14 protein-coding genes are annotated in these 13,571 nt (G+C 69.6%); 2 read left to right on the top strand and 12 right to left on the bottom strand.

All coding sequences use genetic code 11. From position 1 onward, the window contains the following. Positions 1–104: 104 nt before the first annotated feature. The 10 genes from QQG74_RS26000 to QQG74_RS25955 all read right to left on the bottom strand — a co-directional run bounded on the left by QQG74_RS26000 (position 105) and on the right by QQG74_RS25955 (position 9,154). On the bottom strand, positions 105–1,760 hold the full coding sequence (locus QQG74_RS26000) for a glycoside hydrolase family 13 protein (RefSeq protein ID WP_341721388.1): 1,656 nt from the start codon (positions 1,758–1,760) through the stop codon (positions 105–107). Positions 1,761–1,816: 56 nt separating this feature from the next. After that, a complete protein-coding gene (locus QQG74_RS25995; RefSeq protein ID WP_341721387.1) occupies positions 1,817–2,851 on the bottom strand; it encodes a LacI family DNA-binding transcriptional regulator in 1,035 nt (344 codons plus the stop codon). A gap of 57 nt (positions 2,852–2,908) precedes the next feature. Then, positions 2,909–3,874, bottom strand: a complete 966-nt coding sequence (locus QQG74_RS25990; RefSeq protein WP_341717314.1) for a carbohydrate ABC transporter permease — start codon at positions 3,872–3,874, stop codon at positions 2,909–2,911. A gap of 1 nt (position 3,875) precedes the next feature. Next, positions 3,876–4,928: a sugar ABC transporter permease gene (locus QQG74_RS25985; protein WP_341717313.1), complete on the bottom strand. Its 1,053-nt coding sequence runs from the start codon at positions 4,926–4,928 to the stop codon at positions 3,876–3,878. Positions 4,929–4,992: 64 nt separating this feature from the next. Next, positions 4,993–6,345 carry an ABC transporter substrate-binding protein gene (locus QQG74_RS25980; protein ID WP_341717312.1) on the bottom strand — a complete coding sequence of 451 codons (1,353 nt, stop codon included), beginning with the start codon at positions 6,343–6,345 and terminating at the stop codon, positions 4,993–4,995. A gap of 285 nt (positions 6,346–6,630) precedes the next feature. Next, positions 6,631–7,131: a TspO/MBR family protein gene (locus QQG74_RS25975; RefSeq protein ID WP_341717311.1), complete on the bottom strand. Its 501-nt coding sequence runs from the start codon at positions 7,129–7,131 to the stop codon at positions 6,631–6,633. Positions 7,132–7,322: 191 nt separating this feature from the next. Beyond that, positions 7,323–7,466: a GPGG-motif small membrane protein gene (locus QQG74_RS25970; protein ID WP_018786997.1), complete on the bottom strand. Its 144-nt coding sequence runs from the start codon at positions 7,464–7,466 to the stop codon at positions 7,323–7,325. Then, positions 7,457–8,233 carry a metallophosphoesterase gene (locus QQG74_RS25965; protein ID WP_341717310.1) on the bottom strand — a complete coding sequence of 259 codons (777 nt, stop codon included), beginning with the start codon at positions 8,231–8,233 and terminating at the stop codon, positions 7,457–7,459. Before QQG74_RS25965 ends, QQG74_RS25970 begins: the two co-directional genes overlap by 10 nt. A gap of 10 nt (positions 8,234–8,243) precedes the next feature. Beyond that, the gene (locus QQG74_RS25960; RefSeq protein WP_341717309.1) at positions 8,244–8,519 is read right to left on the bottom strand and encodes a hypothetical protein; all 276 of its coding nucleotides are present in this window, start codon (positions 8,517–8,519) and stop codon (positions 8,244–8,246) included. Beyond that, positions 8,516–9,154, bottom strand: a complete 639-nt coding sequence (locus QQG74_RS25955) for a nucleotidyltransferase (protein ID WP_341721386.1) — start codon at positions 9,152–9,154, stop codon at positions 8,516–8,518. The genes QQG74_RS25960 and QQG74_RS25955 overlap by 4 nt, the downstream gene beginning before the upstream one ends. Positions 9,155–9,318: 164 nt before the next feature. Between QQG74_RS25955 and QQG74_RS25950 the strand changes: the two genes are divergently transcribed. Then, positions 9,319–10,008: a thymidylate kinase gene (locus QQG74_RS25950; protein ID WP_341721385.1), complete on the top strand. Its 690-nt coding sequence runs from the start codon at positions 9,319–9,321 to the stop codon at positions 10,006–10,008. On the opposite strand, the gene QQG74_RS25945 is transcribed toward QQG74_RS25950, so the two are convergent. Further along, complete coding sequence (locus QQG74_RS25945; protein ID WP_341717308.1) at positions 9,993–10,688, bottom strand: SDR family NAD(P)-dependent oxidoreductase; 696 nt, start codon at positions 10,686–10,688, stop codon at positions 9,993–9,995. The two genes, QQG74_RS25950 and QQG74_RS25945, sit on opposite strands and share 16 nt — an antisense overlap. A 464-nt stretch (positions 10,689–11,152) precedes the next feature. Here QQG74_RS25945 and QQG74_RS25940 point away from each other — a divergent pair, with 464 nt between their 5' ends. Next, positions 11,153–12,154 (top strand): sigma-70 family RNA polymerase sigma factor, encoded by a 1,002-nt coding sequence (locus tag QQG74_RS25940; protein WP_341717307.1) that lies wholly within the window; start codon positions 11,153–11,155, stop codon positions 12,152–12,154. A 98-nt stretch (positions 12,155–12,252) separates the two neighbouring features. Here QQG74_RS25940 and QQG74_RS25935 read toward each other — a convergent pair whose 3' ends face one another. Continuing rightward, complete coding sequence (locus QQG74_RS25935) at positions 12,253–13,224, bottom strand: NlpC/P60 family protein (RefSeq protein ID WP_341717306.1); 972 nt, start codon at positions 13,222–13,224, stop codon at positions 12,253–12,255. Positions 13,225–13,571 lie beyond the last annotated feature (347 nt).

Genomic DNA, 13,571 nt, shown 5'->3' with positions numbered 1-13,571 from the left:
GGTGTAGAGGAAGGGCCCCCTATTAACACACCACCACGTCCAACCCGGCGCGTTGTTAATAAGGGACCCTTCCTCTACCGGAGGCGTTAATAAGGGGCCCTTCCTTACACCTGGACCCAGATGGTGGTGTCGGTGGGGACGTGGCCGGACTCGTCGAGTGGGCCGCTGCTGTGCAGCAGCTTGCCGGCCGGCGCCGGTACGGCGGCGGTGCCGAAGTTGGTCAGTACGACCAGGTTGCCGTTGCGGAACGACAGCACCTCGTCGCCGGAGGAGAGCCACTCCAGGGTGCCCCGACCCAGCCCGTGCTCGCGTCGCAGGCGCAGTGCGGTCCGGTACATCTCGTACGTCGAACCGGGCACTGCGCGCTGGCGGTCCAGGGCGTACTCGGCCCAGATGGGGGGCTGCGGCAACCAGCTCGCGTCGGTCGGCCCGAAGCCGTACGACGGGGCGTCGGCCTCCCACGGGATCGGTACCCGGCAGCCGTCCCGGCCCCGCTGGGTGTGACCGCTGCGCTCCCAGGTGGGGTCCTGGCGGGCCTCGTCGGGCAGGGTGGTGTGCTCCGGCAGTCCGAGTTCCTCGCCCTGGTAGAGGTAGGCCGAACCGGGCAGGGCGAGCATCAGCAGGGTGGCCGCGCGGGCGCGGCGCAGGCCGATCGCCGGGTCCGGCTGTTCGTCGCCGACGCCGATGCCGTTGGGGCGGGTGGTGCCGATCGGCAGTCCCAGCCGGGAGGCGTGCCGCACCACGTCATGGTTGGACAGTACCCAGGTGGTCGGGGCGCCGACCGCGTCGGTGGCCGCCAACGACCGGGTGATCACCGCGTACTGGGCCGGGGCCGTCCACGAGGCGAGCAGGTACTCGAAGTTGAACGCCTGGTGCATCTCGTCGGGGCGGACGTACCGGGCCAGCCGCTCGGCCGGTTCCACCCAGGCCTCGGCCACCAGGATCCGGCCGCCGGGGTAGCCGTCCAGCAGCCGCCGCCACTCTCGGTAGATCTCGTGTACGCCGTCCTGGTCCCACATCGGCGGGCGCGGCTTGTCCACCTCCTGCCCGGAGAGGATCTCCTGCGGCTCCCGCCAGTCGGCCAGGTCGGCCTGCTTGATCAGGCCGTGTGCCACGTCGACCCGGAAGCCGTCCACGCCCCGGTCCAGCCAGAATCGCAGTACGTCCAGGAATTCCGCCCGCACCTCGAGGTTGTCCCAGTTCAGGTCGGGCTGTGCGGGGTCGAACAGGTGCAGGTACCACTGCCCGTCGGCGACCCGGGTCCAGGCGGGCCCGCCGAAGACGCTCTGCCAGTCGTTCGGCGGCTCGGCACCGTCCGGCCCCCGGCCGTCGCGGAAGATGTAGCGCTGCCGTTCGGCGCTGCCCGGTTCGGCGGTCAGCGCGGCCTGGAACCACCGGTGGGCGCTGGAGGTGTGGTTGGGCACCAGGTCGACGATGACCCGCAGGCCACGGGCTCGGGCCTGGGCGATCAGCTCGTCGGCGTCGGCGAGGGTGCCGAACAGCGGCTCGACGTCCCGGTAGTCGGCCACGTCGTAGCCGGCGTCGGCCTGTGGTGACGGGTAGAACGGGGAAAGCCAGATCGCGTCGACCCCCAGCTCCGCCAGGTGGTCGAGACGGGCGGTGATGCCCGGCAGGTCACCGATGCCGTCGCCGCCGGAGTCGGCGAACGAGCGCGGGTAGATCTGGTAGATCACCGCCTCGGTCCACCAGCGGGTGGTGCGGTCGGCGTGCTGTTCCTGGCGGGTCGCGATGTCGTTCAGGGCGTACTCCCGTGGTCGAGCCGGTGGGTCCTCCGGGCGACGGTGGTGACTGTCGTTCAGTGTGCCCGCGCAGGTCCGGTCGATTCACGCACGACAAGCCGAGTGGGCAGGATCACCGGCGTATCTGTAGTGATCATGCCGGTTCCGCCGGTCGGGCCGGCGAGCGGGTCCAGCAGCATCTTCGCGGCCAGCCGACCCTGCTCCGCCGCCGGCTGCGCGATGGTGCTCAGGCCGAGTACGCCGGAGAGGGCATGATCGTCGATCCCGATCACGCTGACGTCCTCCGGCACCCGCAGGCCGGCATCGCGCAGCGCGGTAAGCGCGCCCATCGCCATCTCGTCGCAGGCGGCGAAGATGGCCGTCGGCGGGTCGCCGCGGCGCAGCAGTTCCTCGGTGGCCCGGGTGCCGCCGGGGATGTCGAATGTGGATTCCACGTCGAGGCCCGGGTCCGGATGCAGCCCGGCCTCGCGTAACGCCTCCTGGTAGCCCCGACGCCGGTCCAGGTGCGCGGTGAAGGCGAGTTCGTCGTCGGGGTCGCCGGAGATGTGCGCGATCCGCCGGTGGCCGAGATCCAGCAGGTGCCGGGTGGCGGTCCGCGCCGCGGCCACATCATCGATGCGTACGCAGGGCCAGCCGGGCATCTGGGTGCCGGAGCTGATGGTGACGCCGGGCAGGTCGAGCGCGGTCAGGGCGTCCACCTCGGCATCGCGCAGCGGGGTGGCGACCAGGATGATCGCGTCCACCCGCTTGTGCAGGGCGGTGGTGCGCAGCACCCGCTGTCGGTTCTGCTCCCGCCCACCGAGGTTGTGCAGCAGCAGGTCGTAGCCGGACTCGTGCAGGAAGTCCTCGACCGACTCGACGACGACACCGAAGAACCATCGGGTGATCCGGGGGACCACCACGGCGACGCTACCGGTCCGGCCGCCAGCCAGCCGGGACGCGCTGGGCGACACGGCGTACTGCAACTGCTCGGCGGCTGCCAGCACTCGACGGCGGGTGGCCGCCGAGACCGTCGGCAGTCCGCGTAGCGCCCGGGAGACGGTGGCCGTGGAGACTCCGGCCAGCCGGGCGACGTCGTCGATCCTCGTCACGCTAACCCCGCTCATGTCGTCGTGGTGCCGCCGCCTCGGCGGCGGCACCACGACGGATCAGCCCTTGACGCTGCCGGCGAGCAGTCCACGAACGAAGTAGCGCTGCAACGACAGGAACACGATCAGCGGTACGACGATCGAGACGAACGCTCCGGCGGTCAACCGTTGCCACTCGTTGCCCCGGGTGCCGGCGAGTTCGGCCAGGCGGACGGTGAGTGGTGCGGTGACGTCGCTGCCACCGGCGAAGATGAGCGCGACCAGCAGGTCGTTCCAGACCCAGAGGAACTGGAAGATGCCGAGCGCGGCCAGCGCCGGGGCGACCAGGGGCAGGACGATGGTGCGGAAGATCTTGGGGTGGGTGGCCCCGTCGACCCGGGCCGCCTCCATCAGGTCCCTGGGTAGTTGCGACATGAAGTTGTGCAGCAGGAACACGGCGAACGGCAGGGCGAAGCAGGTGTGCGCGAACCACACCTGGGCGAAGTTCTGCGCGCCGTCGAGGTTCCAGGCGGGTAGCAGGGTGATGCCGCCCAGGCTGACCCCGCGCGAGAAGAAGCTCAGCAGCGGCACCAGGGCCATCTGCAACGGCACGATCTGGAGCGCGAAGATGCTGATGTACACCCAGTCCCGGCCCCGGAAGTTCATCCAGGCCAGCGCGTACGCGGCCAGGGACGCGAAGGCGATCGGGAAGAGCACCGACGGCACGGTGATCACCAGCGAGTTGATGAAGTAGTTGGCGAGCTGACCGGACGAGGCGGACTGCCCGAACAGCACGTCCTGGTAGTTGGCCAGGGTGAACTGGGGGTCGGTGAAGAAGTTCCACCAGCCCGTGGTCTTGATCTGCTCCTCCGGGCGGAACGAGGAGACGAAGAGACCGAAGGTCGGGATGGTCCAGACGACCGCGATCACGATCGCGGCCAGGGTGGCGATGCGACTGTTCAGTCGCTTGCCGACCCGTGCGGCCCGGGTGGGCCGCTTCTCGGTGGCCTGCGTCCCGACGGTGGCGGGGGGAGTGGTGGTGGTCATCTCAGCCCTCCCGGCGCTGCCGACGCAGGTTGCGAATCTGGAAGATCACGATCGGAATCACCAGTACGAACAGGAAGACCGCAAGTGCCGAGCCCTGCCCGTTCTGGCCGTACCGGAACGCCTGGTTGTACATCTCGTTGGCGATCACGCTGGTGTCGTAGTTGCCGTTGGTCGTGGTGCGGACGATGTCGAAGACCTTCAGCGTGGCGATCGAGATGGTCACCACCACCACGATCAGCGCGGGCCGGATGCTGGGCAGGGTGATCTGCCAGAACATCTGCCACGGGCTGACCCCGTCGAGGCGGGCCGCCTCGACGATGTCGGCCGGGATGGCCTTGATCGCCGCGGAGAGCACCACCATTGCGAAACCGGCCTGGATCCACACCATGATCACGATGAGCAGCAGCGTGTTCAGCGGCGAGTCGAGCAACCACTGCCGGGGTTCGCCGCCGAGGCTCACCACGATCTGGTTGAGCAGGCCGATCTGCTCCTGGTCTTCGCCGCGGTAGGCGTACACGAATCGCCAGATGATGCTGGCGCCGACGAACGAGATCGCCATCGGCATGAAGATCAGGGACTTCGCCACCACCTCCAACCGGGCCTTGTCGACCAGTACGGAGTAGAGCAGGCCCATGGTGGTGGCCACCAGCGGGACCAGGACCACCCAGATCAGCGTGTTGAGCAGCACCCGCTCGATCGCGTCCTCGGCGAACATCCAGCGGTAGTTGTCCAGGCCGACCCAGTTCTGGCTGCTGCCGTCCATGAATGACAGCAGGGTGGTCCGGATCGCCGGGACGACCAGGCCGATCAGCAGCAGCAACACCGTCGGCAGCAGGAAGAAGAGCGCGAACAGTCCTTCCCTGGGCTTGGTCCGGGCGGGCAGCGGGGCTCCGCTGGCGGACGCGGCGACGAGTTGCGCCTCGCGGCGCCGGGCGAAGAACGCCGGTACCGCGTCGAGTAGGACGAGCAGGCCGCCGATGACCACCGCGAAGGCGACCAGCCCCCACAGCAGCATCATGAATTTCGGCGACTGAGCGGCGAAGTCGAAGTTCATCAACCCTCCCAGGGGACGGAGCCGGTGGGCCGGCCCGCGTGCGCGGACCGGCCCCCCACTGGACTCACTTCCAGCTGCCCTCGATGCCCTGGAGCACGGCGGCGGTGTCCTTGCCGTTGATCCAGTCGACCATGCCCTTCCAGAAGGTCCCGGCGCCGACGGCGGCGGGCATCAGGTCGGAACCGTCGAACCGGAAGACCGAGTTCTCGTCCTGAAGGATCTCCACGGAGAGCTTGTCGATCGGGTTGGCGACGTTGGCCAGGTCGAGCTTGTTGTTCGCCGACACCCAGTCGCCGATCTTCGCGCGGCTGTTGGCGTACTCACCGGAGGCGAGGTACGTCTGCACCGCCTGCACCTCGGGACGGTCGTTGAAGACCGCGACGAACTCGCCGCCGCCGAGCACCGGCTTGCCCCGGGCCGGGTCGATGGCCGGGAAGTAGAAGGCGAAGACGTCGCCGTCCTCGGCCACCTTGGTGTTCTCCGGCCACTGGTTGGCGTAGAACGAGGCCTGCCGGTGCAGCGCGCACTTGCCCTGCGTGATCGGCACGCCGGCCTCCTGGAAGGCGGTGGTGGCGATGCTGCGGACCCCGCCGAAGCCACCGTTTACGTACTTCTCGTTCTTCAGGATGGTGCCGGCGCGGTCCAGCGCGTCAGCGATCCGGGGGTCGTTGAACGGGATCTCGTGCGTGGTCCACTGGTCGTAGACCTCGGGGGTCTGCGTCCGCAGCAGCACGTCCTCGATCCAGTCGGTGGCCGGCCAACCGGTGGCGTCACCGGACTCGATGCCGGCGCACCACGGCTTGATGCCGCTGTCGGCGATCGTGTCGCTGAGCTTGATCAGGTCGTCCCAGGTCTCCGGGACGGTCCAGCCCTTCTCCTGGAACATCTTCGGCGAGTACCAGACGAACGACTTCACGTTCGACCCGAGCGGCGCGCCGTAGAAGGTGCCGTCGACGGTGCTGTACTTCAGCCAGTCGGCCGGGTAGTTCTCCTCGGCCATCGCCTTGGTCTCGGCGCTGGCCGGCTTCAGCTGGCCGCGCTCGGCGAACCGCTGGAGCAGACCGGGCTGCGGGATGAAGGCGATGTCGGGGGCGTTGCCGCCGTCGGCGCGTACGGGCAGCTGGGCCTCGAACTCACCACTGCCTTCGTGGGTGATGTCGATCCCGGTGCACTCCTCGAACTGCTTCCAGGACTGGTCGAGCCGATCGGCCTCGATGTCCCGGATCGACGAGTAGATGCCGACCTTCTTGCCGTCGTGGCCCTGGTACTTCTCGTATGGCGCGCACTCTGCGGAACCGGCGTTGTTGTTGCCGCTGCTGTTGTCGCTGCTCCCGGTGCCGCAGGCGGCAGCGCTGAGCGCCAGCCCGATCGCGCCGGCGATCGCGAGGGCCTGGCGGGGCCTGGCGTGAAACGCCATGCCGTCCTCCTTCCTATCCGGCGCTGGCCGAGGGTCGCTCCAGTGACCTGGCGCCGGTCCGATGGGCGTTTCCACATGTAAGCGCTTGCATCGGGTGGGGTCCAGACCTTGGCGGGACACGACCGAGTAACAATCCAGAAACCTGCCCAGGAGCGGCTGGGCGCGCTCCCAGCAGGCCGAAATGGTTTCGTCGATGCCCCTGGCCAGCGCGCCGGCCAGGGGCATCGATGTATCAACTCAGGCAGGATCCGGTGACCGGAAGGGAAGTGGGCGAGAGCCGAGGGCTCAGCTGTTCAGCTGCCAGACGGCGAAATTGAGCGCGGCGGCGAAGGTGACCCAGGCCCAGTAGGGCAGCATCAGGAGCGCCGCCGGACGGCTGGCCCGCCAGAACAACAGCACGGTCGCGCCGATCGCCAGCCAGAGCAGGACGATCTCGGCAAAGGCCAGCCCGTAGCGGTTGGCCGCGAAGAAGAGCGGGGTCCAGGCGGCGTTGAGGACGAGTTGGACCACCCAGGCGACAAGCGCCGGGCCGAAGCCGACCCGTCGCCAGGCCAGCCAGCCGGCCACCGCGATCGCCACGTAGAGGATGGTCCAGACCGGCCCGAAGAGCCAGGACGGCGGCGCCCAGGCGGGCAGTTCGATGCGGGCGTACTCGGCCGAGGAGTTCGAGGCGGCCAGGTTGCCGACGAGGGCGGCGACGAGCACCGCCGCAGCGAATCCGGCAAGTGCCCACCACCGGCGGGCTCCCTGGGTGGGGCGCCGGGTGTGTTCCGCAGTCGTCGACATGGCTCTGGTTTCTCCACCGGCCGGGCCGGCAAACCTGCCATCCGGCCGCGTCTCACCCGCCGTCGGCGTGCGACAAACCGACGACAAACACGCCGAGGTCGCCGCGTCCGGTGGCTCCAGTCGGGAGGACGGAGTTCCGGTCGCGACGACCCCGGCGGGTCCGGTGTGCCGCGGCGCCCTGCGCCGCCGCGTCAACTGAAGATGCTGACACCACCCGGGCCGACCAACAGCCCGACCACGATGAGGACGATGCCCCAGAGAATCTGCCGGCGGAACAGCGCGAGAATGCCGGCAACCACCAGTACGACTGCGAGAATCCAGAGAATCAGCTCCATGGTTGCTGAGTACCCCCTGCCCCGATCCCGGAAACCTGCGGCTGATCGAGGTGATCACCCAGGTGGAAGATGCTGTACGCCTGCTTGATCACCGGGTGCGCCACGTTGCGTACCCGGACGCCACCGGGCGTGGTGCCCCGCTCCGAGCCGTGGTGTGCGTGGCCGTGCAGGGCCAGCGCGGTCGGCGCGGCGTCGATCGCCTGGCCCAACTGGTAGCAACCGAGGAACGGGTAGATCTCCAGCGGCTCACCGGCGAGCGTGTCCGGCACCGGCGAGTAGTGGGTCAGCGCCACCAGCACGTCGCAGTCCAGCGAGCGCAGCGCCTCGCCCAGTCGGTCGGCGCTGTCGGTCGTGGTCCGCACGAACGCCTTCATCTCCGGCTCACCGAAGTCGCTGGCACAGCGCCCGGCGAAACCGCCACCGAAGCCCTTGACGCCGGCCACTCCGAGCCGGCCGCCGGGACAGTCCAGCACCACACCGCTGCCCTCCAGCACAATGATGCCGGCCTCCTCCAGCGCGCCGATCACCTGCGGCACCTGGTCACACTGGTGATCGTGGTTGCCCAACACGGCAATCACCGGTACGCCCAGCCCGCCGAACTCCTGCGCCACGCACCGCGCCTCGGCCTCGGTGCCGTGCCGGGTCAGGTCACCGGCGAGCAGCAACACGTCGGCGTTGCCGGGCAGTTCCTCCAGGGCCGGCCGGAACCGGCCGACCACGTCCTGGTCCAGATGCACGTCGCCCACGGCGGCGATCCGGATAACCATCGAACCTCCCTCAGGGCAGTTGCTCGATCTCCGTGGGCGCCTGCTTGCGGATCACCCCGATGTCACTGGTGATCGGCACGTCGGGAAAGCGTTCGGACACCCGACGCAGGATCTCGTCCCGCCGGTGTGCGCTCTCCACCTCGCCGTACAACACGAGGGCACGCTCCGTGCGGACCACGGTGATGCCCTGTTCGGCGACGGCCGGATCCTCGGTGAGCAGCCGATGGATTTCCGCCTCGACGTACTCGTCAGGTGGCCCGGGGCCGAGGTCGCGGTCGGTGGTCACGGTAGTTCCCTCCCGTCGGCCGTGCCCGGTTGCGGCACGACGTCCAGCCTGTCCAGCAGCACCAGGAATGCCTCGGCGTACGGCGAGTGCTGCGTCTCCTTGCGTACCCGTTCCCAGTCGATCTGCTCCCGCAGCGACCGGGCCAACGGAAGCCCGCGGGCGAAGTCGCAGTAGTGCTGGGAGAAGCTGAGCAACTTGTGCACCATCAGTTGGGTGGCCGACAGCACCGGCATGTGGATGGCGTCGACCGGGCGGACCACCGTGTCGGTGAAGGTCTCCTCGGTCACCGGCGTCTCGATCGGCCGGTGGATCAGGTCGACCATCCGCCCGCCGTCGTAGACCTTGACCAGCCAGTCCTCCGGCGGTCGCTCGGCGGTGAAACCGGCCGCCACCAGCGCTTCCAGCGCGGCTTCCACGTCCGGCTCCCGGATCAGGAAGTCGACGTCGTGCTCGCTGGAGTGGCCGCCGTGGGCGTAGACGGCGAAGCTGCCGCCGAGCGCGAACGGGATGTCGGCCTGCTTGAGCACGGCGGCGACCTTCTTCAGGGTGTGTAGGAGAGTCTCGTCGTCGCGCTCGGCCATCTCGCCTCTCCCGTCGAATCGGCACCGGGTGGATGGCGGATCGGTACCCGGCATTCCGGTCGTCCACACCTGGGTAGCTTGCGGAAGGGCGCGAACGGTGTGGAACCGGGATCAACTACGCAGCGAGCATGCACGGGTCGGATAGTCTGTCGAGAGTGGCCAGATCAACGCGAGTCAGGCAACCGGTCCCACCAGCCACGGAAGGCCGCCGCCCCCGACTGCGCACAGTGGCTCTGATCGGCATCGACGGCTCGGGCAAGACCACTCAGGCCCAGCAACTCGCGGGGACACTCACCGCGGCCGGCCGGGCCGCCACCTATCACCGCAACGCCGGGGGACGGCGCTGGCTGGGGCGCGCGGCACACCGGCTGGGCCGGCCGGACGCCCAGGCGCTGCTCGGCCGGGACGGCCTGCTGGTGCTGGAGTCCGTGCTGCGCTGGCTGGCCATCGCGATCGCGCTGCTCGGCGGCCTGCTGACCGGCCGGGTGGCGGTGATGGACCGGTACGCCGTCTGCCAGTACGCCAGCCTGCGGGCGCACGGCGGTGGCCGGAGCTGGGAACGACTGGTCCGCGCCGGGTACCGGCTCTTTCCGCGACCCCAGGTGACCTTCCTGCTCGCGGTGGACCCGACGGAGGCGTACCGGCGGATCGAGCGGCGCGGCACCGACCACGAGAGCCTGGGTTACCTCACGGCGGCCGACCTCGCCTACCGCACCCTGCCGGAGTACCCCACCTTCGTGGTGGTCGACGCGGGTCGGCCGGCGGCCGACGTGGCCCGGGAGATCGAGGGGCATCTGGCCGGCTGGCTGACGGCCGGCGACGGGCCGACCGGCCGTCATTCCGGGCGGAAGAGGTCGCGGGTCGCCGCCCCGGCGCCCGGTCTGATCCCGGCTCAGGCCCGGCCGTAGACCGGCACGGCGGCACCGCTTGTCGGCGCGGACTCGTCCGAGGCCAGGAAACGGATCACCGCCGCGATCTCGGCCGGGTCCACCCAACGCGAGTGGTCGGCGTCGGGCATCGCGGCGCGGTTGCCCGGGGTGTCGATGACGCTCGGCAGCACGGTGTTGCAGCGCACCCGGGACGCCTTGTACTCCACCGCCACGGCGGCGGCGAAGGCGAGCACCGCGGCCTTCGCGGTCACGTAGCCGGCGACGCCCGGGAAGGGGCTCAGCGCGGCGCGGGCCGCCACGCAGACCACCGCACCGCCGCCGGCGGCGACCAGGTGCGGCAGCGTGGCCCGGGTGACCAGATGGGTGGGACGCAGGTTGAGGGTGAGCATCCGGTCGAACTCCTCGACCGGGGTCTCGTGCACCCGCCCGGTGTTGGCGTACCCGCCGACCAGGTTGACCACGGCGCGCAGTGGTGCCTCGGGATCACCGGCGGCCACCTCGGCCACCCGCGCCACATCGGCGGCGTCGGTGAGATCCGCGACCAGCCGGACCGGTGCGTTGGCACCCGGGTCCGGGATCGGGGCGGGCGATCGGCGCTGCGGTGCGATCACCCGCCAGCCCGCTGCCGCGAACACGGCGGTGACCGCCGTGCCGAGCCCGCCCGTGCCTCCCGTGATCAGCACACTGCGATCCGCCATGGGCCCACGCTAGTCCGCACAGCCGGTCGGCTGCTGACCCGCCCCGCCCATCGGTTCTGCCGGGGTGCGGGACCGGCTGGTCGAAAGCGGGCATAGGACCGGGTCGCCGATTGTTCATCAGGGCGTGGGGTAATACCACCAGCGTGGATGAACCAACCGGTCCGCCTGCGCGTATCTGGCAGTGACCAGGATCGCAGCACGGCGGTGACCCGGGTCGCTGTGCCGGTGGCCAGGCAGTGTTGCCATGGACCGGGAGGATCGGCGATCCGTCGATCCGTCCGCCTCACGGGGCACCTGTCAGCCAGCGGCGGGCAGGGTGCTGACAGCAAATATGGACCGTGCTCTCAGCTGATTATCAGGCATTCGTGACACTTTCGACCCATCACATGGAATCCCCGACACGTCTCATCTGTTGTGTAGGTGTCAGCACCGGTGGGCACAGCGGAGGTTACGGGGGAGGGCTGATGAGCGTGGAGACGGCAAGGAACCGGGCAACCGGCGCGAGCGAGGGGACCGTGGGCAACGTGGACAAGAACATCGGTATGCGAACTGATGAGGTCGCCGAGGAGCGCGACCTGGTCGGAGTCTACCTGCACGAGATCTCCCGGACGCCACTGCTGGACGCCGCCAAGGAGGTCGATCTTTCCAAGGCCATCGAGGCGGGCCTCTACGCCGAGCACCTGCTCAGCGAGGACCGCGTGCCCGCCGGCGCCACCCGGGAGGAACTGGGCCGGCTGGTGGCCGAGGGTGAGCGGGCCAAGGACCTGTTCATCCGGGCCAACCTGCGGCTGGTCGTGTCGATCGCGCGGCGCTACGTCCGCTCCGGCATGCCCATGCTGGACCTGATCCAGGAGGGCAACACCGGTCTGGTGCGGGCGGTCGAGAAGTTCGACTACGAGCGCGGCTACAAGTTCTCCACCTACGCGACCTGGTGGATCCGGCAGGCGATCAGCCGGGCCATCGCCCAGCAGGAGCGCACCGTGCGGCTGCCGGTGCACCTGGTGGAGGACGTCAACCGGATGCGGAACGTGGCCCGTCAGCTCACCCGCGAGTTGGGCAGCGACCCGGAGCCGGAGCAGATCGCGGCGGCGCTCGGGGTGACCGTCGAGCGGGTCAACGAACTGGTCCGCTGGTCGCAGGACACCGTGTCGCTGGACACACCCGTCGGCGACGACGGCGACACCAACCTCGGTGACCTGGTCGCCGACAGCGACGCGCCGTCGCCGGAGGAGATCGTGCTCACCGGCCTGGAGCGGCAGCGGATCGAGGGTCTGCTCAACCACCTGGACGACCGCTCCGCCGGCATCATGCGGGCCCGCTACGGCCTTGAGGACGGTCGGGAGCACTCGCTGACCGAGGTGGCGTCGCGGTTCTCGCTGTCCCGCGAGCGGATCCGGCAGTTGGAGATCCAGGCGCTCGGCCGGCTCCGGGAGTTGGCTCGCGCGGAGGGCCTACAGGCGGCCTGACCTGGCAGTGCAGGGCCGGTAAACGGCCTGGCCTGGTAGGAATGACGACGAACGGCCGGCGTCCGATAGGGGGACGCCGGCCGTTCGCGTCACCTAGCTCAGCGGACCCGGCCGTAGCCGTACGGCGGCATCAGGTCCACGCTCCGCTTCTCCACGTTGCGACCGAAGGTCGGCGCGTGGATCACCTGCCCGTCGCCGACGTAGATCGCCACGTGCCCGAGACTGCGATAGAAGACGAGGTCACCGGGGCGTAGCTGGCTGCGGCTGATGTGCGACACCACGCCCCACTGCATCTTGGTGTTGTGCGGCAGTTGCTTGCCCGCCGCCCGCCAGGCCGCCGAGGTCAGCCCGGAACAGTCGTAGCCGTTCGGCCCGTCCTGACCCCAGGCGTACGGCTTGCCCAGCGCCCCGTAGGCGTACCGCACGGCGGCACCTGCCTGGCCGGAGACCGCGGGTGCGTCATCGGCGCTGTTCGCGCGGCTGGCCGGACGTTCGGTGGCCCGGCCGTACGCCTGCCGCCGCATTTCATAGAGCTTGGCCAGGTCGCGCTCGATCCGTTGCTTCGTGGTGCTCAGTTCCTTGGACCGCGCCGCCTGCTGGCTGAGCGTCACGTCGAGCCGGGTCTTCTGGTCGAGCAGTTGCTGCTGGTCAGCGGTGTAGCTGGCGATGCTCGCCTGGCGCTGTCGGGTCAGGTGGTCAAGCGTGCCGAGCCGGTCGAGCACCGACGCCGGGTCGTCGGCGTGCATGAGTGCGTCCACGGCGCCGAGGTTGCCGGTCTTGTACGCGGTGGCGGCCATCTCGCCCACATCCGCGCGGCTCTGCGCGGCCTGCTGCTCCAGCGGGCCGATCTGCTTGCGCAGCCGGCTGACGGCAGCCCGGTTGTCCTTGATCTTTTCGCGTAGCTCGTTGTGGGCCTCCACCACCCGTTCCAACTCGGCGGAGGACTTCTCGATCCGCCGGGTCAGCTCGGCGGGCGAAGGCTCGGCCCGGGCCACCGTCGCGGGCGCCACCAGCGCCAGCGTGCAGGCGGCGACCGTCAGGGCGCGCAGCGTGTGGATCAGGGGCGACAAGAGCGGGTTGCTCCTCTCCCAGGCCGTCGCGGGGTTGCTGAGGCGCTGCGGACGGCACCGACCCGGTGCCGTCCGGATGGACGGCGGCCGACCGGGCCGACCCGCCCAAGGTAGTACGGGGCAGGTGTGATGCGCAGGGAAAGACGGGACCAATGGTGAGCCTGAGACGAAGCTCATTCACTTACGACGGGATGGGGCCGTTCTGGGAGGATTGTCCGGATGGTCGGTCTCGACGCATGACGTCGGCAAACGTGCTGCCCATAACCGACAACCCGGACTTGCTGCCCGCGATCCCGCCGACCTGGTCCCGGACCAACGCGTTGACCACCGGAAACGGTACGGCGCAG

Origin of the sequence: Micromonospora sp. FIMYZ51, assembly GCF_038246755.1 — a bacterium.
GTDB lineage: Bacteria > Actinomycetota > Actinomycetes > Mycobacteriales > Micromonosporaceae > Micromonospora.
This window is presented reverse-complemented; position numbering and strand designations above follow the sequence as displayed.